General features: G+C 38.1%; 23 protein-coding genes, 1 pseudogene and 2 riboswitches. Of the genes and pseudogenes, 4 read left to right on the plus strand and 20 right to left on the minus strand.

Translation table 11 applies throughout. The annotated features are described in order from the left end of the window. Position 1: 1 nt before the first annotated feature. From JOD29_RS09070 to JOD29_RS09095, 6 genes and pseudogenes are all read right to left on the minus strand, one after another. Entirely contained in the window at positions 2-487 is a 486-nt protein-coding gene (locus tag JOD29_RS09070; protein ID WP_158610547.1) for a tripartite tricarboxylate transporter TctB family protein, read from the minus strand. 46 nt (positions 488-533) lie between these two features. After that, the gene (locus JOD29_RS09075) at positions 534-1583 is read right to left on the minus strand and encodes a tripartite tricarboxylate transporter substrate binding protein (protein WP_158610548.1); all 1050 of its coding nucleotides are present in this window, start codon (positions 1581-1583) and stop codon (positions 534-536) included. A 40-nt stretch (positions 1584-1623) separates the two neighbouring features. Next, entirely contained in the window at positions 1624-2574 is a 951-nt protein-coding gene (locus JOD29_RS09080) for a hydroxymethylglutaryl-CoA lyase (protein ID WP_124764294.1), read from the minus strand. After that, positions 2571-3766: pseudogene (locus tag JOD29_RS09085) on the minus strand (CaiB/BaiF CoA transferase family protein). The gene JOD29_RS09080 and the pseudogene JOD29_RS09085 overlap by 4 nt, the downstream one beginning before the upstream one ends. Positions 3767-3816: 50 nt before the next feature. Further along, entirely contained in the window at positions 3817-5019 is a 1203-nt protein-coding gene (locus JOD29_RS09090; RefSeq protein WP_124764295.1) for a CaiB/BaiF CoA transferase family protein, read from the minus strand. A gap of 931 nt (positions 5020-5950) precedes the next feature. Then, the gene (locus tag JOD29_RS09095; protein WP_192894211.1) at positions 5951-7345 is read right to left on the minus strand and encodes a M28 family peptidase; all 1395 of its coding nucleotides are present in this window, start codon (positions 7343-7345) and stop codon (positions 5951-5953) included. 393 nt (positions 7346-7738) lie between these two features. On the opposite strand from JOD29_RS09095, the gene JOD29_RS20590 reads away from it, so the two are divergent. Next, entirely contained in the window at positions 7739-7873 is a 135-nt protein-coding gene (locus JOD29_RS20590) for a hypothetical protein (protein WP_275579640.1), read from the plus strand. Positions 7874-7976: 103 nt separating this feature from the next. Here the strand turns inward: JOD29_RS20590 and JOD29_RS09100 are convergent, their stop codons facing one another. The 14 genes from JOD29_RS09100 to cobJ are packed head-to-tail and all read right to left on the minus strand — an operon-like array spanning position 7977 to position 21378. Further along, positions 7977-9191, minus strand: a complete 1215-nt coding sequence (locus JOD29_RS09100) for a CbiX/SirB N-terminal domain-containing protein (RefSeq protein WP_124764296.1) — start codon at positions 9189-9191, stop codon at positions 7977-7979. After that, on the minus strand, positions 9142-10026 hold the full coding sequence (locus JOD29_RS09105; protein WP_239585643.1) for a class I SAM-dependent methyltransferase: 885 nt from the start codon (positions 10024-10026) through the stop codon (positions 9142-9144). Before JOD29_RS09105 ends, JOD29_RS09100 begins: the two co-directional genes overlap by 50 nt. A gap of 45 nt (positions 10027-10071) precedes the next feature. Continuing rightward, positions 10072-10632, minus strand: a complete 561-nt coding sequence (locus JOD29_RS09110; RefSeq protein ID WP_192894212.1) for a nitroreductase family protein — start codon at positions 10630-10632, stop codon at positions 10072-10074. Beyond that, on the minus strand, positions 10629-11393 hold the full coding sequence (gene cobA / locus JOD29_RS09115) for a uroporphyrinogen-III C-methyltransferase (protein WP_124764298.1): 765 nt from the start codon (positions 11391-11393) through the stop codon (positions 10629-10631). Before cobA ends, JOD29_RS09110 begins: the two co-directional genes overlap by 4 nt. Further along, positions 11390-12028, minus strand: coding sequence for a precorrin-2 dehydrogenase/sirohydrochlorin ferrochelatase family protein (locus tag JOD29_RS09120; RefSeq protein WP_124764299.1), 639 nt, complete (start codon positions 12026-12028; stop codon positions 11390-11392). The genes cobA and JOD29_RS09120 overlap by 4 nt, the downstream gene beginning before the upstream one ends. Then, positions 12025-13383 carry a cobyrinic acid a,c-diamide synthase CobB gene (locus JOD29_RS09125; protein WP_124764300.1) on the minus strand — a complete coding sequence of 453 codons (1359 nt, stop codon included), beginning with the start codon at positions 13381-13383 and terminating at the stop codon, positions 12025-12027. Before JOD29_RS09125 ends, JOD29_RS09120 begins: the two co-directional genes overlap by 4 nt. 10 nt (positions 13384-13393) lie before the next feature. Beyond that, positions 13394-14518 carry a cobalt-precorrin 5A hydrolase gene (locus JOD29_RS09130; RefSeq protein WP_124764301.1) on the minus strand — a complete coding sequence of 375 codons (1125 nt, stop codon included), beginning with the start codon at positions 14516-14518 and terminating at the stop codon, positions 13394-13396. Further along, complete coding sequence (cobM, locus tag JOD29_RS09135) at positions 14511-15293, minus strand: precorrin-4 C(11)-methyltransferase (RefSeq protein ID WP_124764302.1); 783 nt, start codon at positions 15291-15293, stop codon at positions 14511-14513. Before cobM ends, JOD29_RS09130 begins: the two co-directional genes overlap by 8 nt. Beyond that, the gene (gene cobI, locus JOD29_RS09140) at positions 15293-16000 is read right to left on the minus strand and encodes a precorrin-2 C(20)-methyltransferase (protein ID WP_124764303.1); all 708 of its coding nucleotides are present in this window, start codon (positions 15998-16000) and stop codon (positions 15293-15295) included. Before cobI ends, cobM begins: the two co-directional genes overlap by 1 nt. Then, positions 15993-17195: a precorrin-6y C5,15-methyltransferase (decarboxylating) subunit CbiE gene (gene cbiE, locus JOD29_RS09145; protein WP_192894216.1), complete on the minus strand. Its 1203-nt coding sequence runs from the start codon at positions 17193-17195 to the stop codon at positions 15993-15995. Before cbiE ends, cobI begins: the two co-directional genes overlap by 8 nt. Then, positions 17170-18312 (minus strand): cobalt-precorrin-5B (C(1))-methyltransferase, encoded by a 1143-nt coding sequence (locus JOD29_RS09150; protein ID WP_124764305.1) that lies wholly within the window; start codon positions 18310-18312, stop codon positions 17170-17172. Before JOD29_RS09150 ends, cbiE begins: the two co-directional genes overlap by 26 nt. After that, on the minus strand, positions 18287-18961 hold the full coding sequence (locus JOD29_RS09155) for a precorrin-8X methylmutase (RefSeq protein WP_124764306.1): 675 nt from the start codon (positions 18959-18961) through the stop codon (positions 18287-18289). The genes JOD29_RS09150 and JOD29_RS09155 overlap by 26 nt, the downstream gene beginning before the upstream one ends. Next, positions 18954-19721, minus strand: a complete 768-nt coding sequence (gene cobK, locus JOD29_RS09160; protein ID WP_124764307.1) for a precorrin-6A reductase — start codon at positions 19719-19721, stop codon at positions 18954-18956. The genes JOD29_RS09155 and cobK overlap by 8 nt, the downstream gene beginning before the upstream one ends. A gap of 10 nt (positions 19722-19731) precedes the next feature. Next, entirely contained in the window at positions 19732-21378 is a 1647-nt protein-coding gene (gene cobJ / locus JOD29_RS09165; RefSeq protein WP_124764308.1) for a precorrin-3B C(17)-methyltransferase, read from the minus strand. Positions 21379-21609: 231 nt separating this feature from the next. Beyond that, a riboswitch (cobalamin riboswitch) is annotated at positions 21610-21784 on the minus strand. Between the two features lie 104 nt (positions 21785-21888). Further along, a riboswitch (cobalamin riboswitch) is annotated at positions 21889-22067 on the plus strand. A 99-nt stretch (positions 22068-22166) separates the two neighbouring features. On the opposite strand from cobJ, the gene JOD29_RS09170 reads away from it, so the two are divergent. The 3 genes from JOD29_RS09170 to cbiQ are packed head-to-tail and all read left to right on the plus strand — an operon-like array spanning position 22167 to position 23975. Further along, positions 22167-22910, plus strand: a complete 744-nt coding sequence (locus JOD29_RS09170; RefSeq protein WP_124764309.1) for an energy-coupling factor ABC transporter permease — start codon at positions 22167-22169, stop codon at positions 22908-22910. A 1-nt stretch (position 22911) separates the two neighbouring features. Then, on the plus strand, positions 22912-23199 hold the full coding sequence (locus JOD29_RS09175; RefSeq protein WP_192894213.1) for an energy-coupling factor ABC transporter substrate-binding protein: 288 nt from the start codon (positions 22912-22914) through the stop codon (positions 23197-23199). Next, positions 23199-23975 (plus strand): cobalt ECF transporter T component CbiQ, encoded by a 777-nt coding sequence (cbiQ, locus tag JOD29_RS09180; RefSeq protein WP_124764310.1) that lies wholly within the window; start codon positions 23199-23201, stop codon positions 23973-23975. Before JOD29_RS09175 ends, cbiQ begins: the two co-directional genes overlap by 1 nt. Positions 23976-23981: the final 6 nt, after the last annotated feature.

Below are 23981 nucleotides of genomic sequence, written 5' to 3' on the forward strand. Positions count from 1 at the left end.
CCTAACCTAATGGACCTAATGGTAAATATACTGAAAGGACACGATCAAATAAAAAGTAAACAACAATTGGAAATACTAAGGAATAAACTATATTTCGAATCCAATGTTTTCTTTCAAGATACATCGTTAAACTAAAGATAAATAAGACGGTCGATATTAGGTATCCTAATGGGACGAATAAAACCATATACCCAAAGAAGATTAGGAAAAGGAGAATTACCTTCTTTTTATCTTGCGGTTCTCCTTCCTCCTCCTTCACGACTTCTTCTTCCTTACCAACATTGGCTTTATTCTGACGCGCCTCTATTAAACCAGAACTAATAAGAATAATTGCTAGTATAATTAATAGTATTCCAATAGTCCCTGGAAAAACGGAGGGTCCTATAACCACAGATCCTGAAGCAGGTGGTGGTAAACGAAATGCTATAATTGTGTACGTTAAAGCAAAGGCTAAAACTACTATTCCTGAAATTATATTCTTATTCAATAGAACACCTCTTTTTCCTATTTTCACGAATATTTAGAATCAGCGTCTATTTTTTCAGTTGGTTTGTTGTTTCTAGTCCTTTTTTGTAGGCTTCATTTGTTTCATCTAGGTACGTCTGGAATTCTTCACCCTTCATGAATGTTGTTTCCCATTGGTTCTTCTCTGCCAGGTCTTTCCATGTTTCTGTTTGAAGTGCCTTTTCAATTACATCAGCCCAATATGCAACTGCTTCTTCTGGCATATCTGGTGGACCCATTACGCCACGCCAGTTACCGAATGTAACATCAATACCTTGTTCAATTGCTGTTGGAACGTCTGCCATGACACCGCCAAGTCTTTCTTCACTCGTTACACCTAGTGCACGGAACTCGCCAGCATCAATTTGAGCAGAAAATTCGCTTATCCCAGACATAGCCGCTTTAATGTCACCATTTAAGATAGCATTTGTAATTTCACCGCCACCTTCGTAAGAAATGAATTTAATTGCTGAACCATCTCCACCAACAGCGTCTAACAACAGTGCAAATGGTAGTTGATCATCACCAGAAGCCCCAATTGCCACTGATTGAGGATCTGCTTTAATTGCTTCTAATAAATCAGTTAGTGTTTGATACTCTGAATCTTTCGGTACAACGACTGTGTAATACTCCGTCATAAGTCGCGCAATCATCGTTACATCTTCATAGGAATAATCTGAAAGCCCGCGAAGGTAATTAGACATAATTGGTGTTGATGTAACACTAATCTTATCAGCCTTGCCTTTTTGTGAAGTTACAAGTTGTGATAACGATACAGCCCCTGTTGCACCAGCCTCATTCACGACAGGTACTGGAAAATCAACTAATTTTTCTTTCGTAAATACCTCAACTAGAGCACGTGCAGTTAAATCCCAACCACTACCTGGAGAAGCTGGTGCGACAATCGATACTGGCTTCCCATCAGAATATACGCTTTCTTTTGCTTCTCCACTCGTTTCTGCCTTTTCTTCATTTGAACTAGAGTTTGAGCTTGAATTTGAACTACAACCAACTAATAATAAAAGTAATGATAAAACCACAACAAATAGAGATGACCATTTCGTTTTTAGCCTTTTCAAACAACATTCCCCCTTTAAATGACTTATTTACTCCCCACTATTACTGATTCTCAATTTTTTCTTGCTTCGTAGGTGCTGCATGAACTTGGTAGGATGGACCAGCACGGTGGATCGTACTTTCTAGTTGATGTCCTACTAATCTCTCTACATCTTTTGATATAGTAAGGAGTTGATTCAAATCAACACCACTTTGCAAGTTCATTAAGTCAAGCATGTGAACAAGATCCTCAGTTGCTACATTACCTGTTGCACCCGGTGCATACGGACACCCACCAAGACCACCAATGGATGCATCAAAATAGCGTACTCCTGCATTAATACCAGCTAATATATTGGCTAAAGCCATTCCTCTTGTATTGTGTAAATGAAGGCTAAATTCTACATCTGGAAGCTTTTCAATTAAACGTTTCATCGTTGTGTAGACAAGCTTAGGGTCCGCGCATCCAATTGTATCGGCAACTCCAATGTGACGGATCCCCATAGAATAATAGGCTTCTGCCGTATAAAGTACACGTTCAAAAGGAACTCTTCCTTCGAACGGACAGCCTAAAGCAGTTGCCATTCCACCTTGTACTGTCACATTATTTTCATGGGCAATTTTGACGACTTTTTCGTGTTCTTTGAGGCTTTCATCGACAGTTTTATTCCCATTCGAACGGCAATGAGATTCGGTAACTGAATGCATTAATTCCCATTCATCTGCAAGCATCAGAACTGCACGTTCTGCTCCTCTTACATTTGGTACTAACACGCTGTATTTTACATTTTCATGGCGTTCTATGTTTTTCATCACAATTTCTGCATCTGCTAATTGAGGTACTGCTTTTGGATGGACAACAGAAGTAACTTGGATTCCATGGACGCCAGTTTTGGATAAATCATTAATTAGTTTAATTTTATCCTCTGTAGGGATAACAGCTTTTTCCATTTGTAGACCATCACGCGGCCCCACATCTTTCACTTTGATTAAATCGTTGAGCTCCAAAATCATATAATTCCCTCCATTTTTAAGTTTTCGATCTCTTCGCGAGATAACCCCAATTGTGAATATACTTCTAGATTATGTTCTCCGAGTGTTGCACCAGTTTTATTCACATTACCTGGTGTTTTTGAAAATTTCGGTGTAACTCCAGAAAGCTTAACTTTTCCTAGGGTCGCATGTTCCACATCAATAATTGACTGACGTGATTGATACTGTGGGTCGTTCATGATGTCTTCAATTGAATAAACAGGTGAAATTGGAACCCCATTTTCATCACAAAGCTTTTGTAAATCTTTTGCCGTAAATTTAGCAATCCATTCTTCAACTATTCTCATTACTTCTGGTCGGTTTTCCACTCTTGATTTGTTTGTGGAGTATTTCGGATTAGTAATCATGTCTTCTCGGTCCATTATTTTTGCTAGTCTGTAGAAGGTTCGGTCTGTACTTGTCGTTAGGACCATCCATTTCTTATCCAGTGTTTGAAAGATTCCTACAGGAACAGCGATACTATTATCACTGCCTTGTCTTTCCATGATGATGCCTAGTTGGTCATAGGAGGCAACGAGAATATCCATCATTCTAAACATCGATTCATAAAGGGATACATCTACCTCTTGTCCTTCCCCGTTATAGACATCCCGGTGATAAAGAGCTACAATGGCTCCAATTGTTGCGAACAAGCCTGTTACATAATCCACAAGAGAAATCGGCGGCGATAATGGTGGTCGATCTGGCTCACCTGTTATATAGGTATAGCCGCTAAATGCTGTGGCTGAAGTTCCAAATCCAGCCAATTCACGCTTCGGACCAGTTTGACCATAACCGCTGACACGGACTATTACGAGATTGGGGTTTGCCTCTCGTATTCGCTCCATTGTAATTCCCCATTTTTCAAGGGTACCCGGGCGGAAATTTTCGAATAATACATCTTGTTCTGCTAATAACTTTAAAAATATTGCTTGTCCTTTTTCTTTCCTTAAGTCAAGCGTAATCGTTTTCTTATTCCTCTCCTCGACACAGTTGCCCAAGGAATCGATTCATCCAGTTTCATAGGTTGAAATCCACGAACCGGATCTCCTCTTCCAGGAATCTCTACTTTTATTACTTCTGCTCCGTAATCTCCTAATAAGGCAGCTGCAAATGGCGCTGCATAGACCGTTGCAATATCCAGCACTTTTAAGCCTGAAAGTGGTCCAGACATTCAATCACCTCATAGTTACTTGCAAATTTTAAGAAGATTTTAAATCACTCCTAAATAATCCCTTTGTCAACCAATTGCTGTATTTGCTCATCTGTTAGTCCAATCTCTTTAAGGACTTCATCGTTAAACGCACCAATTTCTTTTGCACCGAGCCACTTGATTTTACCTGGTGTTTTACTTAATTTTGGAATGATTCCAGGTACTTTTAATGTGCCCAGCTCTGGGTGTGGTGCTTCTACGATCATATTACGAGCTTGATATTGTGGATCTACTACAATATCTTCAATGCTATAAATTGCCCCAGCAGGAATTCCATTGTCATTTAAAATATCTACACAATCTGTTAATGAATGCTGTAGTGTCCAGTCTTGGATAATATTATCGATAAAATCAACATTTGCTGCTCTTTTTTCATTTGTTGCATATCGCTCATCACCAACTAAGTCATCACGGCCGATCACTTTTAGTAGACGCTTAAAAATATTGTCCCCATTTCCGGCGATCACCACATATTTACCATCTTTTGATTTGTAGATATTAGAGGGTGCGATCCCTGGCATAGAGGAACCCGTTCTTTCTCGTTTTACTCCAGCTGCGTCATATTCAGGAAGCATGCTTTCCATTAAACTAAAAATAGATTCAAATAATGAAACATCTATACTCTGTCCTTCACCGTCTTGTACATCTCGGTGATACAGTGCCATCAATACGCCTATAACTGAATAAAGGGATGCTACTGAATCCCCAATACTAATGCCAACTCTTGTAGGTGGAAGATCTGGATAGCCTGTTAAGTATCGTAAACCGCCCATCGCTTCCCCAATCGCTCCAAACCCAGCTCGATCTTTATAAGGTCCATCTTGGCCATATCCTGAAATATGACAGATAATAAGCTTAGGATTTATTTCCTTTAACACTTCATCCGAAAGACCCCATTTCGCTAAAGTCCCTGGGCGGAAATTTTCAACTAATACATCACATTCTTGCAGTAGCTTTTTCGTTATTTCTAATCCTTCTTTAGTACGGCAATCTAATGAGATGGTCTTTTTATTTCGGGATTGAACATACCACCATAATGATGTACCCTCATGAAGAACTCGCCAATTACGTATTTGATCTCCACTTTTTGGTAGTTCAATTTTTATAACTTCTGCCCCAAAATCAGCTAGTATTCTAGTAGAAAAGGGGCCTGCAATTAAAGAGCCCATTTCGAGAACTTTAATGCCCTCTAAAGGTAATTTTTTTCCTGACATTATTACTGATCCTCCCTTAGAATTACTGTTTTTGTATCGGTACATGAAAGTAATTTTATTTGTTATTTCTTGTCCTAAAATTTCGGGCGGCAGTTTTGATTTTTTTGTTGATTGATAGTTGTTTGATTGGTCCGTTTAAGTAGTGGATTCGTCCGCTTAGCCGTTCTTTTCGTCCGTTTGAGTTACGGATTTGTTCGCTTAGTTTTTCTATTCGTCCGTTTAAGCAGAGGATTCGTCCGCTTAGCCGTTCTCTTCGTCCGTTTAGCCGTTTTTTTCGTCCGTTTAAGCAGTGGATTCGTCCGCTTAGCCGTTCTATTCGTCCGTTTAAGCAGCGGATTCGTCCGCTTAGCCGTTCTTTTCGTCCGTTTAAGCAGCGGATTCGTCCGCTTAGTTTTTCTCTTCGTCCGTTTAAACAACGGATTCGTCCGCTTAGCCGTTCTTTTCGTCTGTTCGATTAGCAGTTTTTTCATACAAACATTCACTTTAAGTAAACGGTTACATGCAACCTCATGGAGACAATCACCATGTCATAGGAATGACTTAATTCTTTGAAATAATATATATTGATATATCATTAGTTAAAACCACAGACACTCACAATAGTATGAATTGTCGAAATACTTTATGTCACAAAGCTTTCATGAATAGGTCGTATGTTACTCATTTCACAATTAATTCGCTTCAATAATTTAGTAAATTTATATTAAATACCGAATGAAAGTATTAATAATTAATCGAAAAGTATAGTAGTAATTTCTTTAGTAAATTAAAAGTCTTATTTCCGTTGTACAAGAGAACTACTTTTATTTGGAAAGATTTTTATTCTTATGAAACGACTTATTTCATTATTAATGCATTAACCTGTTGAAATAAAAAAAGCGATTACCGTGTACAGTAATCGCTTCTCTTTAAAACTTATAGATTGGACATTTTATTCTAATTCTCTTTCCTCAAATACATAATCTACTTCTTTTGGTGCAACTTTTGCATTTGTTAATGCCGGTGTATCTGGGCGAGCCACTTGATAAACCGCAGCACCTACAATAGTAGCTACTTCCTCCAACTTTTCTTTGCTAATTTTATCTAGAGTATCGTCAGGCGAATGATACCATGGTTCAACTGGCGCATGAATAAATAATGCCGCAGGAAGTCCTATTTCTGCAAATGGAACATGATCACTTCGTCCTTCCATACCATACGGAGTCGCTTCTCCAGTCTTTGACAATCGTGCACCCGCTGCTGCCGCTAGATCTGTTACGATATTTTTCTCACCATCATTCGTATACACAATTAATGGCCCCGCATCTTTACTTCCCACCATATCCATTTGGAACATGCCGACTGTGCGATCATAATCCTCCTGAGTCATTCTTTCTACAAACTCATATGAACCCAATAAGCCGTTCTCTTCAGCCCCAAAAGTGACGAAACGAAGATCGGTATCCGTTGGTGCATTTGCAAATACACGGGCTAACTCAAGTACCGTTGCTGTACCAGAAGCGTCGTCATTTGCTCCAGGTGCTCCGTCAACTGAATCATGATGTGCACCCACAAGAACTAATTGGCCAGTAGATTTTTGAGTCGCATTTTTTGTTGCAACAACGTTATGGGAAGTTGCTTTGTTTGTTTTAGCCCCTTCTACTTTTAACGTGACATTTATTGTTTCCCCTTTATCCAAACGTTCCTTTAACGCTGAACCCTGATCCTTTGTTATGGCAACAGCTGGAATGTAATCCTTTGGTTCTCCCAATGTCCCATTGATTACTCCAGTTGTGTTGTTATAAATAATAACAGCAGAAGCTCCAGCTTTCTTAGCATTTTCAATTTTTTCTGCGAAGCTAAATTCACCGCGTTCAATTAAAGCAATCTTCCCACTTACATCTTTTCCTTCAAAATCATCAAGTGCACCTAAACCAACATAAACAAGTTCACTAGTCACTTCCCCATTAACACCATAAGTAAAGTCGCTTGATTCAAGCACATTACCATCAACATTCAATTCTATTAAATTCGGTGCTGTATAACTATAAATATCGAATGGCTGTATTTCCGTTTCATAGCCATAAGATTCAAATTGACGTTTAATATATTCCACCGCTTCATACTCTCCTTGGGTTCCAGCAACACGCGGATTCTTTGAAAGCTCGGCAATATGATTATAAATGTTATCTACTTTAATTCGTTTTACAATTTTGTTATCAAATGCTTGATCAGATTGTAAATTTCCTGCTTTTGCTACTGGTGTTAACGGTGCTGCCGATGTAGCTGTTGCTCCTAAAGTTAGACTAGCTGCAAGTAAAATCGATAGAGTTCTTTTTTTCACCATTCTATTTCCTCCCCAATTCTGCAATTATTTGCCTTCATAAAAATCTTAAATGAAACCTAGTAATATTACTAAAACTTTTAGTCCAAAAATTATGACAATATAATTTCTATATCTACTAAACTCTAGTAAAACGAACGCAAAATATTATGATTTGACTGATCGTTCTTCGTTAAAAATATTATTTCAACAAAGAATTTTGTCAAAAAAATCAACATCACAATCTTTTTATCAAATTTCTATAATCGAATCCCTATAAAATAAGGTTTTTTGTATCTTTTGGTAACTATAGATATAAACAAACACTAGCACTAAACACCTATAGGCGAACTAAAAGCTTATTCTTTACATAGTATAGTAATAAGCTGAAATATTTTGAAAAGGATGATGTTTAAATTGTCATTGTCACAACTTTCTTTTTCATTCGAGAGAAGTCTAATTCCAACTGGTGGAGCTGGAATACCAGATGAACTAAACGATGAACGTTGGGATATTGATCGATGGGAAAATGATGGAGGTAGGAGTATTTAGACAAGTCTTTTCCAAGGAAACTTGAAAGCTGTATTAATCACTTTTGGGTATAATGAAAAAGCTATAACAATGCTTGCTTTGGGCATTGTTATAGCTTTATTTTTTAGTGATGATGGTGGTGTATGGGACCATGTTCCTTTGCATATGCACGATAGTTTTCAAGATCTTGCATACCCGTAGAAGTTCCGTTCATTGCTTGTTCAACACGTTCTAGTAAAATATGTTGTAATTTTTCGTGGTAACCAAAGTAACTAGCTATTTCAATATCCACTTCTGGGTTCAATTGAACATATTTTTCACGCATATTAATCATTCGCTCCATTAAAATACCTGTAAATAAGAAATACGGTAACATGATGATTTGTTTGACCCCTAATCTAATACAACGTTCGATGCCATCATCAACAGAAGGAGTTGTTACCCCCATAAAGGCACTTTCTACAAATGGAACATTAAGTTTTTCCCATAATAGACGAGAAATTTTATAAAAATCACCATTTGCACTAGGGTCACTTCCACCTCGGGCAATTAATAATATCGCGGTATCTTCATATGACTTTTCTGGATCAAAGCCAATTTCCATTAATCTCGTTTTTAATATATCAAATACTAGATTATGAATCCCTATCGTTTGGCCATATGTAAACTCAATGTGTGGAAAATGTTCCCTTGCATGTTCGATTTCAGCAGGAATATGTAATTTTGAATGCCCTGCATGGAGTAAAATAATCGGAATTACGTGGATTTCTTGGGCACCTTTTTCTACACAAATCTCAATTCCCTCTTCAATATTTGGGGACGCGAATTCTAAAAAGCATGTTTCAACTAGAATAGAAGAATCTATTAATGCTTTTGTTCTTGTGATAAATTCACGAACTTCTTCATTTCCTCTTTCAAGCTTACTGCCATGCCCGACAAATAAAACCGCTTTTTTCACAGTGTGTTTCCCATCTTTCCGTTGTCTCTGTTTGTTTTTGGAAATTCCCTTGCCATATTGATCATTTACTTGCTGTAAGCCATTCTGACCCATCGTATAAATTCTATGTTCATCGGCAATCGAATCTGTAACAATTCCTCTTCCTACATTTCCATCGGGTACACTATACCAATTACCTTCAGGGTAAGAAATAACGATACATTTATCACGACATCTTCCATTACATCTTGTTCTAGAAGTATGAATTTGTTCATCTAACTTCTGTTTTGCAATTTCATCGCGGATTGCTAGTGTCACTTCTTCTGCACCGGCACCCATACAGGTACTACCGTTACAAATAAGTAAATGCTTCTGCATCCCCTGTAAATTCCAAGTTGTCATTTGCTCGTACCTCCTTCACAGGTTTCCAAGATATAATTGCTGCATAAAAAGTATGCGTATAATGAAAGCCTTTCGTATCAACTTTTATAAACGACTTCAAAGATTCTTCTACATGTTGTGGGTTGAATTGTTCATTTAATATTTTTTTGCTTTGTGCTGAGATTAATTGTTCTTTTGTTGCATAATGATACGTACGCTCTAATTTAAGCATCTGACAATCAGCGAAAATCCCAAGTTGATAAAGCATATTTACAATTTGAATGTAGTCTCTGCGAGGGTATTTAATGTCATAACCAAACTGCCTATGTAACACTTCATAATGCGGTTGTATTGGTCCTGTCGTCATGGCAATGATCGCACGCTTTTTGGCAAGTGCATTCATCTTTTTTAACGTATCCACCATATAATACATGCGATAAAAACAATTAACACCTAGGACAATGTCATGGGCTTGTATATCTGCTAACTCCCATTTTGCATGGACAAATTCTATATTTTGTTCATCTTGAAAACACATGTTTAAATAATCCAGTACTGCCTCCGAACTATCGACACATGTTACTTTTTTAGCAAATGCCTGTAAAGGAAACGTATTATTTCCCCAACCAGGGCCAATTTCTAGCACTTCATCTTCATGCGATATGAAATGTTGGATCGCCTCAAAAATAGGCTTTGCATGTTCATCTGTTTGGCGGATGATTTTCTTGGCAATGGATTGTCGCCAAAAGGCTTCTTCTAAAGCATCATCCTTCATTCGTTCTGGCATTTTTCCGTGCCAGTCATGCATTCCTTCTTGCCATAAAGCTTCAAAATCTATTACTAACGGTCCTTTCATGTACACACCTCCAGCGATAGGTTCCTTAATTTATTGTACGTAACCCTATAGCCAAGTTGTTTTCACTTCAAATGAAGTACGTTTCTTCTCCTTTAAGTCCTCTTCTTCCGGATAACCAATAAACAGAGTTCCTACAACTTGCTCATTTGAACTTGCTCCAATAAACGAATGCAATCTGTCATCGTGAACCAATCCAATGCCTCTTGTTCGCCACACAAAACCAAGACCTAATTCTTCAGCCATCAACCACATAGACATAATCGCACTACATACAGCAAATACATTATCTTTCGTCGCAGCTTCATCATTTTCTACTTTTTCAGATGTAACTATGATTACAAGTGGTGTTGTTTGAATCACCTTTAATGAACTCTCAATCAAATTTGGTTTTGTCGGAAAGCGCTCCGTTAAATAATCAGTTGCGACTTCTTCGTATTTATTTAACGCCTCGCCTTGTAGCACATAAAAATGCCACGGTTCACGATTGCGGTCATTTGGAGCAAATGTTGCTACTTCCAATAATGTTTCTATTAAATGTTTATCAATTGGTGTTGTTTTATACTGTCGTATTGCACGACGTTGTTTTAACGCCTCATAGATTGTCATCGTACTGATTCCTCCATTTGGTCAAACCAGGCAATTTTCTCTCTTACATTCACTACTTCCCCCACTACTATTAGTGCGGGATTAACAATTACTTCTTGTCGAATTTTTTCGGCTATGTTTGCTAGAGAAGATGTAATTGTCCGCTGATTCTCTGTAGTTCCTCGCTCAATGACAGCTACTGGCGTATTTGGATCTCTTCCGTGCATAATAAGTTGCTTTGTAATATGTCCAATATTTCCAACACTCATATAAAATGCTAGCGTATCAATTCCATTTGCGAGTGCTTCCCAATGCAAAAAGTCATTTCCTTTTTCAGCTCGACCGTGACCTGTTACGATGGCAAAGCTTGTTGCATAATCACGGTGTGTTACCGGAATGCCTGCATAGGCTGGTGCTGCAATGCCGGCAGTAATACCAGGTACAACTTCATAAGGAATATTCGCTTCTCGCAAAATGGCGGCTTCTTCTGCACCTCGTCCAAATACAAAAGGATCACCACCCTTTAATCGGACAACAACTTTACCTTTCGTCGCTTCATTTACTAACAATTCATGGATTTCATCTTGAATGAGTCCATGCTTCCCAGGCTCTTTGCCACAATACACAAGCTGGGCCGTTTCCTTCGCATAGTTCAACAATTCCTTATTTACTAATCGGTCATATGCGATGACATCAGCTTTTTGAATGCATTCAGCTCCATATACTGTAATTAATTTAGGATCTCCTGGACCAGCACCTACTAAATAAACTTTACCTATCATATCTGTCGTGCTCCTGTTACTAATTTCTGAACATACGCATTACACTTGTCCCATTTCTGTTCTTTTGCCCATTCTTCTAATTGGGGGTCTAAAAGAGAAGCAAGCGCATCTCGTTTACTATATTTATCTTGAATAGTTTGAATGATTTCTCTTCTTGCTTTCTTTAAAAATTCTATATAGTCAATGTACGTTTCATCATAGTGAGCCTCTAATTCAGCTTTTATTTTGCGAGTTAAACCGGGACTAGCACCTGAGGTTGAAACAGATAAGACAAAATCGCCTCTTCTAACAACAGCCGGATTAATAAAGTCCACACGCCCTTTTGCATCTGCCCGACTTAGTAATTGCCAATGTTGGGCTGCTTGCTCGACTGCATCATTTACCTCTTCTTGATCAGTTACTGCAAATATTAAAGATGCATCATCTAAATCACTTGCCTCGAACTGTTTATTCTTCCACGTAACTTTCCCTTGTCCAACATAAATTGCTATTTCGTCCGTAATCGATGGACTGACAATGATGATTTGTGCTTTTGTTGGTAGTAAGGCTTGTAATTTTTGTCTTGCTACATGACCCCCACCAACAATCACCACCTTTTTATATTCAATATCTAACATGATTGGAAAAAAGTTCATTTTCTTCCCTCCTGACAAGTTTGTAACCAGTTTTCAACTAATTGTGGATTTGATGCAAAGTGAAAATGTGTATAGCCTGCCACTAAATTTCCGTGTAAAAAACCTTCTTGCTGTGCCCGGAATCGACCTTTTGAAAAGTAAGCAGGACAATCATGCTCTCCTTGATAAGTTGAGTAATGGAATTCATGCCCTTTTGCTTGTTGGTCGGCATTAATGAAGAAATTCCCATCAACACCTGTGATTTCACGGTATCCTAAGGCAGCTAATTTATCTTGCATCACAACTTTCCCAGGGATAATCCCTAGCATATTGAATTGTTGGCCATCTCTTCTTTCAATGGATTCTGTACAATACATAAAGCCTCCGCACTCAGCTAAAGTTGGTATACCATCTGCAATAGCTTGGCGTATCGATTCCTTTGTTTGTTCATTTTGAGCGAGTTGTTCTGCAAACTCCTCTGGGAATCCCCCTCCAATATATAATCCTTGTGCAATCTCTGGAACGGGTTCATTTCGCAAAGGAGAGAAATAGTGCAATACTGCACCACGCGCCTGCAATAACTCTAAATTTTCTGGATAATAGAAGTTGAATGCTTCATCCTTAGCAACTGCCAGATGTACTTCTTCTTTTTTGTGTTGTTCGAAAATAGTAGAAGTTTGATCTAAAACTGGGGCCTCTGTTAAAGAAAGTAACAAATCTAAATCAACTGTCTCCTCAATCGCTCGCGCGAGATCTTCAAAGTATTGATCTAAATCGCCTCTTTCAATTGCTGGAACTAATCCTAAATGACGACTTGGTAAAGGTGGAACTGCTCCTTTTTGTAAATAACCAATCACTGGCACATGACATTCTTGTTCAATCGCAGCTTTTACAATTTCATAGTGACTTTTACTACCTAATTGATTTGCAATTACTCCTACAATTTGAACATCTGTTGATAAAGTTTGAAATCCTTTCACAATGGCCGCTACACTTCTCGCCATACTCGCTGCATTGACGACTAAAATGACAGGACTTGAAGTAATTCTACTAATTTCAGCAGTAGAGCCCTCATCATTCAACGGACTTTTCCCGTCATAAAAGCCCATCACTCCTTCAATAACTGCAACATCTGCTTGTTCGCTTGCACGACTAACGATTGTTCGCACCACATCATGGGATAACATCCAACTATCAATATTTCGAGAAGTTCTTTTCGTTACTGCTGTATGGTAGGTCGGATCGATATAATCTGGTCCACATTTAAATCCTTGCACACGTAATCCTTTATTCATTAATGCTTTCATTAACCCAACAGTTAACGTTGTTTTTCCAACACCGCTACCTGTCCCTGCGATTACAAAACGGTTTGCCATGCTATCTCCCCTAACTAAAGTGCAATTTCGCAACAGAAATGGTAACATTACCACTTTTCTTTTTCTGTAATACTAATTCTTGATGATTGGCATATCTCATCGCTGCTGGTTCACTGACGCCATATGCACCTGTATATTTAAATACTGTTTCTGATGGATTTGGTAAAGGCATTTCATTTAATTGGGCGGGTGTATAGGTTACAAACTCCCAACCATAACGATTCGTTACATCCAGAAAACTTTGTTCATCCTTTTTTAAATCAATCGTTACTAAGGCTTTTACACTTTTTTTCGATAATTTTAATTCAGCTAACGTTTCATCTATTACTGCTTCGATTTCTTCAAGAGATGTTCCTCTATTACAACCCATTCCAAGGACGATGGATTTCGGTCGATAGATAACCCCATTTTGCAAAATGGCTTCCTCTTCTATATCTAAAATTCGGTCAGTGATGATTAATGCTGCATTTGGTTTTGCCTCTAATGCTTGTTGAATTGTTTCATATTGTTTTAAAGTGGAAGGGATTGGTGTATCGTGCATCCACCAATTGGTTTCTCCATTTTCTTGAACAATCGCAACATGTTCCTCATTGACGACTGAAGCACTTACTGGCGTTAACTTTTCATCACTTTCCCAAATCCAACCAAAGCGGGCACCGAACAAATCGACGGGAATAGTTTTTTGTACATCTGACGCGGTTGTAATAATTGGCTTTGCTCCAATGGCATTGGCTACTTCATGAGTTAAGGCATTCGCACCACCTATATGTCCGGACAAAACGCTAATCACATGTTCCGCTTTATCGTCAATGACTAAAACGGCAGGGTCTGTCTTCTTATCTATTAAAATAGGTGCAATCATTCGTACAACAGCACCTAATGAAATGATTAAAATGAGCCCTTTATATTGTTTAAATAAAGCAGGTAATAATAAACGAACTGTCCCTTTAAATAATTGAATACCTCTCGTCTGTTCGTCGCCGTGTTGAAATTTATCCATATAATAGACATCCACATGAGGGAAATCTCGTTGCATTTGACGTGCTTTTTGAACGCCATGCTTTGTAATGGCTACTAATGCATAAGGCTTTTTCACTTCAACTTCAGGGATGACACCTTCTTGTAACTTAATCATTCACTTTCACACCTTTTCGGAAACCGTGGGTGAATGTCGCGTCATATAGTTTTGAGCGGTAGTCTTTTTCATGAATGTTTGGATCTAATGCCCAACCTGCTAAAATCATGGCATGTTTACGAATCCCATTCACACGCATTGCCTCGTCTAATTCAATTAATGTTGTTCGGACGATTTTTTGATCTGGCCAAGAAGCTCTTTGAATAACCGCTACTGGTGTATCATCTGACCAACCTGCCTCTTGTAATTCTTTCACGATTTTTTTCGTTAATGTCGCACTCAGAAATAGTGCGATGGTGCAATGATGAGTAGCTAATGAACGCAATTTTTCACGATCTGGTACCGGTGTACGTCCTTCTGCTCTAGTTAAAATAAGCGTTTGTGTTAAATCAGGAATCGTTAATTCGGCTCCAACAGCTGCAGCTGAAGCAAACACCGAACTTACGCCAGGTATTACCTCGTACCCAATGCCGTGTTCTTTTAATAGGGCGACTTGTTCCATTGTTGCCCCATACATTGCAGGGTCACCTGTATGCATACGCACAACCATTTTCCCTTCATTTATGTATCCGACCATACAATCAACCATTTCCTGTAGATGCATGCCTGCTGTACGAACGATTTCTGCCCCTGGTTTAGCCATGGCAATCAGTTCTTCATTCACAAGCGAATCCGTATACATGACGACATCTGCTTGTTGCATCAGCTTTAAGCCTTTTACTGTGATTAAATCTGGGTCACCAGGACCAGCACCAATAATCCATATTTTTTTCATTATTTGCGCACCACCATTAACGATAAATAATTTAATTCGACGCCTTCTAATTCATCTAGCTTCCAAATGATTTCTTCATCAGAAGTGACTTTTGTTACAACAACAGCTTTATCGTATAAATTCATTTCATTTAAAAGTTCAAGCATCAGATCAAGTACTTTCGCAACTTTAATGAATACGACCGCATCATGATCTTCTATCGCCTTTTTCATTAATTCGTAATTATCTTGAGCTGGAATCATCGCGACATGGTCATCCCCATCAGCTAACGGAATTCCTAATCGGTTTGCCGAACCATTGAACGATGAAATACCAGGTACAGTCTCAATCTCAATTTCCGGATGTTTTTCCTGCATTAGTTTCATTAAATGAATGAAGGTACTGTATAGCATTGGGTCCCCTTCCGTCACAAATGCAACATCCTTTCCTTTAACTAATGAAGCATAAATTAGCTCTACTGACTTTGACCATTCTCTTTCAAGTGTTTCTTCGTCCTTTGTCATCGGAAAAACTAACCCAATCATTTCTTTTTCTTCTGGCTGAATGTATACGTCAATAATACGATGGGCATAGCTTTTGCTTCCACGTAGTTTCTTTGGATAAGCGATCACTGGACATTCTTTTAACATCCTGAACGCTTTTACTGTAATTAATTCTGGATCTCCAGGGCCAACGCCTAATCCATACAATTTCCCTAAATTATGCATGTTCGATTCCTTTCTTACTTGCCGTAATAATAAAGATTGGGTTTAAAGGTTCAAATCTTGTCATATGTAAAATGGGTTTACTTCGTGAAATTTGAGCTTGTAAGATTGACACTTCGCATTGTAATTCTTTTAAACATTGAACTGCTTCATATAAATTTTCTATTGTCGCAATGTTCATGACTAAACGGCCGTCTGGTTGCAATCTTTCAATACAAGTCGATAGCAGTTGCTGCATTTCACCGCCTGAACCCCCAATAAAAATGGCATTAGGATCAGGGAATTCGTCTAAACGGTCTGGCGCTTTTCCATGAACCGCTGTTAAATCCACTCGGAATTTATGTTGATTCTGTAAACAGTTCGCTAAATCACCTTCATTTTTTTCAATAGCAAAAACCGCACCCTCTTTTGCCAACTTCCCTGCTTCAATGGCCATGGAGCCAGTACATGTTCCAATATCCCAAACAATACTTGTTGGTTCGATTTTCATTGCCTGCAAACTTAAAACACGAATTTCTTTCTTCGTAATTAGCCCTTTATCCGGTTTTCGTTGTGAAAACTCTTCATCTTCAATCCCTAAAGGATAAATAGGTCCACTTTCTGTTTGTCTTAAAATAACGACATTTAATGAAGAAAATGTATTTTCGATTACTTCATCTAATGTCATTAATCGGCATCGTTCATTTTCGCCTTCCAAATTTTCAGCAATAAACATTTCGTATTCTGTCATACCGAATCGCTTTAAATAGTTTGCAATGGCGATTGGTGAGTTTTCATCGTCCGTTAAGATTGCTACCTTTTTTCGACCATCAATTTTTTGAGCTAATCCTTTTATGGAACGGCCATGCAAACTAACGATATAAGCATCATGCCATGATTCTTTTAATCTAGAAAAAGCTAATTGAATAGAACTTGTATATGGGTAGATTTCTAATGGTATTTTTTTAGATAAGTAGCTTCCTATACCATAAAAAAGTGGATCTCCAGATGCTAAAATAACCGTCTTGCGTTGTTCACATCTTAGTTGCTCTACTAGTTTTGATAGGCCACCTTTAACGACAATCTTTTCACCTTTATATGTAGGGAAAAATGATAGTTGTCGTTCTCCTCCGACTAACACTTCACTCTGTTCAATCCATTCTTGATATTGGGTTAATAATCCTAATGGTCCGTTATCCCCGATCCCAATCATCTTCATCAATTGTGTCAATATGATCCACCTTCCCTAAGCAATCCCCACCCATCGTATAAAATGCTGTAGAGACAGAAATTCCTCCATTTACGTGAGCGATTGCATGGTTACTACAATAGCGGCATAAATAATCAAAAAATGCCGTAAATCCTAGTTCTTTCATTAATTCCCCAACTTGAGAAGCCGTATTTGCTTGTTCAACTTGTTGTTGTACTTCTTCAGATGCACCGGCACGTTTAGCCACTTTTGCCAAAAAACCAAAATCAATAGGTGCACTTTTTGAGTGGAGCATCATGTTTCCTTGGGCAAGCTTTGAAAATTTCCCCATCATACCGACAAGTGATACATAGGGAATTTCTTTTTTCTTAATATGCTTTAAGGTGAATCCAACAAAATCACCCATTTCAATAAACGCTTCCTCTTGGAGATCCGGATATTGTTTCATGGCAAATTTTTCACTTCTACCACCAGTCGTTAAAACTAAGTGATCACAACCTGCTTCTTTCGCTACACTAATCGCTTGAACAATACTCGCCATATAGGCCGAACTTGAAAATGGCACAACAATACCGCGCGTTCCAAGTATGCTAATGCCTCCTAAAATACCAAGTCGTCCATTTAACGTTTTTTTCGCTAGCTCTTCACCGTCTGGCACAGAGATGATAACTTCCACGCCTTTTTCGATTTGAAATGTTTCCTTTAATTCCTGAACGACCGTTAAAATCATTTTTCGAGGAACGGGATTAATGGCTGCGTCTCCAACTGGAACAGGTAAGCCAGGCTTTGTTACACGACCAACCCCTACTCCTCCATCAAGATGGATTCCAGGCTTGTCTACAAATCTTACAGAACTTACAATTCGAGCCAAATGGGTAACGTCTGGGTCATCGCCTGCATCTTTAATTGTTGTACAGCTAACCATTCCTTCTGAAGTAACAGTTTCTGCGATGTCAAACGTGGCAAAATGTCCTGCGGGTAAAAAAATAGTCACTTGTTCTTGCACTTCATTTGTCATTAGAGTCAATAAAGAAGCTTTCGTCATAGCTGTCGCACAGGCACCCGTTGTATAGCCATGACGCATTTCTTTCGGATCTTTCTTATTTGACTTCTTTTGCACGTTCATCTGCTAAAATCGAAATGGCATTTAATGCAGCAACTGTTACTGTACTACCGCCTTTTCGTCCGATATTCGTAATAAATGGTATTCCTTCAAGCTTTGCTAACTCTTCTTTAGACTCTGCAGCTGAAACAAATCCAACGGGCATTCCGATGATTAAATCTGGTTTTGCAATTCCCTCTTTAATCAAGCGGATTAATTCTAATAGAGCTGTCGGTGCATTTCCGATTGCGTAAATCCCACCTTCATGCAGACGTACTGCTTTTTGCATGGAGATAATGGCACGAGTCGTCCCTAATGCTTTTGCTTCAGTTGAAACATCTTGATCTGCGATATAGCAATGTAAATCTCCACCATGTTTTTGGAATCGTTTTTGACCCGAACCACTTTGAATCATTTGGACATCTGCAATAACATGACGACCTTTTAAAATTGCTTGAATACCAGCTTCGATAGCGTCTGGTGTCATGACAACACTACGTCCCAATTCAAAATCTGCAGAAGCGTGAATGACTCGGCGAACAACTTTCCATTGATCCTCATTAAACGAATGCTCCCCCATTTCTTCATCGATAATTGAAAAACTATAATCATAAATTTTGTCTGGATCTACTGTTAGCGGTGTGAAATCTGTATTGAAATTTGTATTAGCCATGGATTAACTCTCCTTGTAATTGGGTTAGTATTTGTTCTTTAGAAGAATATTTTTTTCCATAATCAATGCGAGGTCTTTTAATCATAATCACTTCTATATGCTGATCGATTGCTGACTCGATTTTTTCATCCATTGAACCTACTTGACCGCTCTCTTTTGTAATCATTAATGTCACTCCATATTGCTTATATAGAGCACTGTTTAATTCTTTCGAAAATGGTCCTTGAATTGCGATAATATTTTTTTGTGGAATACCTAATTCTGAACATTTTTCCATGTTTTCAACATTTGGTAACATCCGTGCGATTAGCTTAATCTCCTCGTTAAGTAAATGCTTTGTAAATGTTGCTAACGTTTTACTGCCTGTCGTTAACATAATCGTACCACCACGTTTTTGGGCTTCAAGTGCTGCTTGTTCATATGTTTCGACTTCCGTAATTAGTGGATGACTAAATACACTATCTTTTCTTTCAAATCTTAGATACGGAATGCCCAGTGTTTTCGCTGATTCAATGGCCGTTTTAGAAGCTTCTTCAGCAAAAGGATGTGAAGCATCTACGATCATATTTGCACCAATTTCTGTTGCTAACTGTTGCATTTGTTCGAGGTTCAATCTTCCGATTCGATGCCGAATTCCTTCTTGTTGTAAGCTGTCTGCAGCAGATTGAGTAACAACTGTCGCTAGTATGTCGTAACCCTTTTGCTGTAAAAAAATAGCCAGTTCTCTTGCATCACTTGTCCCAGCTAAAAAAAGTATCATGTCCTTCCCCCTAATCTCCACAAGGTGCTGGCTCCACTTCAATTTTGCAGCTCATGTCGTGATAGTCATAACTTAAAATGCGTTTCACGCGCTTGAAGTACTTAAACAATCGTTCATTCGGATGGGCATTTGCTTTATATTCATTGATAATTTTTGTCACGAGTGGAACCAATTCATCTGGTTCAATTCCTTCTGCTACCGGTTGGGCTGCATGAGCAGTACGTCCAACTGGTTTTGCACCGATAAACAAATCAAATTTCTTTTTCCGATAAACTATGCCAATATCGTCAAACACTGCACGGTAGCAGGCCATACCACATCCATTAATCCCAATATTTAATTCCTTCGGTAACTTCATGCCACCCAACTCACGTTGAATCTGTTCAGCATAGGGAATGGCGTCTGTCTTTTCACCATAGCAAAAATCACATGCTTTTAAATTTAAATAATCACCTATTGGAGCTAACAAAAATCCGACACTTTCTAATCTTCCGACAATAAAACTCGGATCTTCAGTAGTGATCTTCAGGTGAATTTTATGCTCAGGCGTATACTCCATCGTGCCATTTTCCCCAACGACATCAGCTAATGTCCGCATTTGTTCTGGTGTGAAAAACTTATTGGCAACACCAGGGCTCACTGCTATTTCAAAAATCGATTCTATTTTTTGATTTACAATGGGCTTAGTTTGACCTTGTACAGAAGATGCTTCTTTCCCTCGTCCGGTCACTAATGCTAATGCTTCATTGGCGAGTTCTAGTGCTGATTTATTCACTCTTTTTTTAGCTACAATTTGTTCATAACCACTTGCAGCTAATCCCGTTTCTTGGTCGAGTGCCCATGGTTCAGCTTCTTTTTTCAATCTTTGATGAGGTTTTAACGGTTGTTTCTCTTCCCCTAACGTATATTTCCGCTGATAACCACGGGGTGTAATCATTTTATTGTCATAGTAGAATGTTGAGGAGTTTCCTACCACAACGGTTGTTAACATCCCAATTTCATGATTTAACATTTCCGCTAACGTCGTCATGACGATTTGTTGTTTTTCTCTATAAGCACTTTTCACTAAACCAACAGGCGTTGCAGGTGAACGATATTTTAGTAAAATACGTTGTGCTTCCACAATTTGTCGGGTTCGGCGTCCACTTTTCGGATTGTAAAATGCGACAACAAAGTCTGCCATTGCAGCTGCTTCAATTCGTTTTTCAATTACTGTCCACGGTGTTAAATGATCACTTAAACTAATGGTGCAGGAATCATGCATGACAGGTGCACCTAGTAAACTCGCACAAGAATTGATTGCCGATATTCCTGGTACCACTTCAACTTCTATCCCTGTGTCGGCTGTCCACCCCAGTTCAATAAGTACTTCATATACAAGGCCAGCCATTCCATATACACCTGCATCACCACTTGATATAACTGACACAACATTTCCGAGTTCGGCTTGGCGTACTGCTTCTTGAGCACGAGATACTTCTTCTGTCATCCCGGTACTGACGATCGATTTTGCCGTCACTAAGTGTGCTATTAATTCAACATAAGTTTTATAGCCGATAATAAAATCACTTTCTTTCAATGCATCAACGGCTCTTTTGGTAATATGTTCGTAATCCCCAGGTCCAAAGCCAACCACAAAGATTTTCCCTTTTTGCATTTATGTACCTCCCTAGATATGTATTGGCCATCATAAATGATCTGTTTCATTTCTTTTTTCAAGCGCTACAAGCTCATTTCTATTTGAATGCAATATAGGTGCGAAACAAAATAAACACAAAAAAGCCTGTATTCTCGAAAAAAGAATACAGGCTTCATATTGGCATAACAAAAAAGTTAGATTACCTCTATGTAAAAAATAAAATTAGCCTTATCTTCTCCCTCCGAAAAGTATAACTATCATTATTAAGCAGGTTTCCTGACTTGGCTTCATTTTACTTCCACACCTTCCCAAAAGTTGGTGGTATTGTGGGTTCATCTGCCTTACAGTAGCGGGGGCTGTACTAGACTTTCACTAGTTTCCCTTTTACCTCATTGATATGAGCACTTAATAACATTTTCTATTAAATTACCTAAAATATACCACAGTTTGACAATAAGTCAAACTATTTTTCGATTCAGAAGAAATGATAGATTTTGTTGGAAGGAACTGCTATTATGTCATATTGACGACAATTGAATGATTTTTGGTGCTAATTTTTTTAGCTTAATAGGGAAGCACGGTGTAATTCCGTCACTGTCCCGCAACTGTAAATTCGGAGCAACCCAAAGAGACCACTGTAATATTATGGGAAGGTTTGGTGCGCGTTGATGAAAAGTCAGGAGACCTGCCAAAAATCCAAAAATTCAGCCTACGAGGATAGGTGCGATTCAAAGACATATAAGCAATTATGTCTTTATTTCATGCACTTTTCTCCTTTTCGTCAAAACATTTTAAGGAGGATACACATGAAAAGTATTTTTTCAAAGTTATTTTATTTTGGAATTGTTTTATTATTTGTTCCAAAACCAGCTTATGCAATGCACATTATGGAGGGATTCTTACCTGTCAAATGGGCAATTTTTTGGTTTGCCTTATGCTTACCATTTTTAGTTATTGGTTTACGCAAAATCAAAAACACGTTCAAGGACCATCCTGAAAGTAAAATGCTATTAGGTTTATCTGGTGCGTTTGCATTTGTATTATCGGCATTAAAAATCCCTTCAGTTACAGGAAGTTGTTCCCATCCTACGGGTGTTGGATTAGGTACCATTTTATTCGGACCTTTTGTCATGAGTGTAATGGGATCTATCGTTCTTTTGTTCCAAGCTTTATTACTTGCTCACGGTGGGTTAACTACTTTAGGTGCCAATATATTCTCTATGGCTATTGTTGGACCTTTTATTGCATATGGCATCTATAAAAGCACAATAAAATTAGGCGCATCAATTTCGGTAGCAGTCTTTTTAGCAGCGATGTTAGGTGATTTAGGTACCTATGTTATGACTTCCATTCAATTAGCATTGGCATTCCCTTCTGAAGTTGGCGGGACTTTTGCCTCGTTCCAAAAATTTGGAAGTATTTTTGCTTTAACACAAGTTCCACTAGCAGTTAGTGAAGGTATATTAACGGTCATCGTTATGAACTTCTTGCAAAAATATAATGTTCGTGAATTAATGAATTTAAATATATTGAAAGTAAAGGAGAATTAATATGCTGAAAAAGAACTTAATTCTTCTTTCCATTGTTGTAATATTGGCTATTCTCCCGATTATTTTTATAAAAGATGCTGAATTTGGTGGCGCTGATGGCGAAGCAGAAGAAGCAATCACAGAAATCAATTCAAGTTATGAGCCATGGTTTAACTCCATTTGGGAACCACCTAGTGGTGAAATTGAAAGTTTACTATTTGTCCTACAGGCTGCCATTGGTGCGGGCTTTATCGGGTATTTTGTAGGCTATATGCGTGGTAGAGCAAAAAAATCAAAGGTTAATTCATAATGCTTTCCATCGATCAATATGCACATATAAATAAATTAGCAACGATTAATGCTAATCAAAAAATCTCCTTGTCAATCGGCGCTCTTTTGTTCGTTTGGTTGACTAAAAATTTAGCTGTTACCATATGGACATTTGTATTATTGTCCTTTGTTATTGTGTATATTGCGCGTATTCCGTTGCGCTTTTACTTAATGTTATTATTAGCCCCTGCAAGCTTCTGTCTACTAGGGGTTCTATCAATCGCCCTTTCCTACACGACATCAACTCTACCAAGCGAGGTCATATGGGAAGTAACTATTTTTAAACTAACTATTTTTATTATTGAAAGAGATTTAAACCAAGCAGTTCAATTATTCTACACAGCCTTTGGAACTGTTACTTGTTTATATTCTTGCATTCTTACTACACCAATGTACGAGATTAATAATTTATTAAAGAAATTAAAAGTCCCTGACATTTTAATTGAGCTAATGACATTAACTTATCATTTTATTTTTTTATTTTTAGATTGTATGGTTAAAGTTTATACAGCCCAGCAAACAAGATTAGGTCATCAATCATTAAAAAATCGTTACCATTCATTATCATTATTAATTGCGGCACTTTTCAGAGAAATATTTTATCGCCATGATCAGTTGGTTTTAGCGATGAAAGCTCGGAATATTGATTCTTTCCTAATTCCTACGAATTTCTATAAGAAAAAATCAACAAGCAAAAAATTGACTTGGATTACTGTAACTTACTTTTCAATCAATATGGTTCTTTGGCTACTATAGGAGGTA

Origin of the sequence: Lysinibacillus composti, assembly GCF_016908465.1 — a bacterium.
Lineage (GTDB): Bacteria > Bacillota > Bacilli > Bacillales_A > Planococcaceae > Ureibacillus > Ureibacillus composti_A.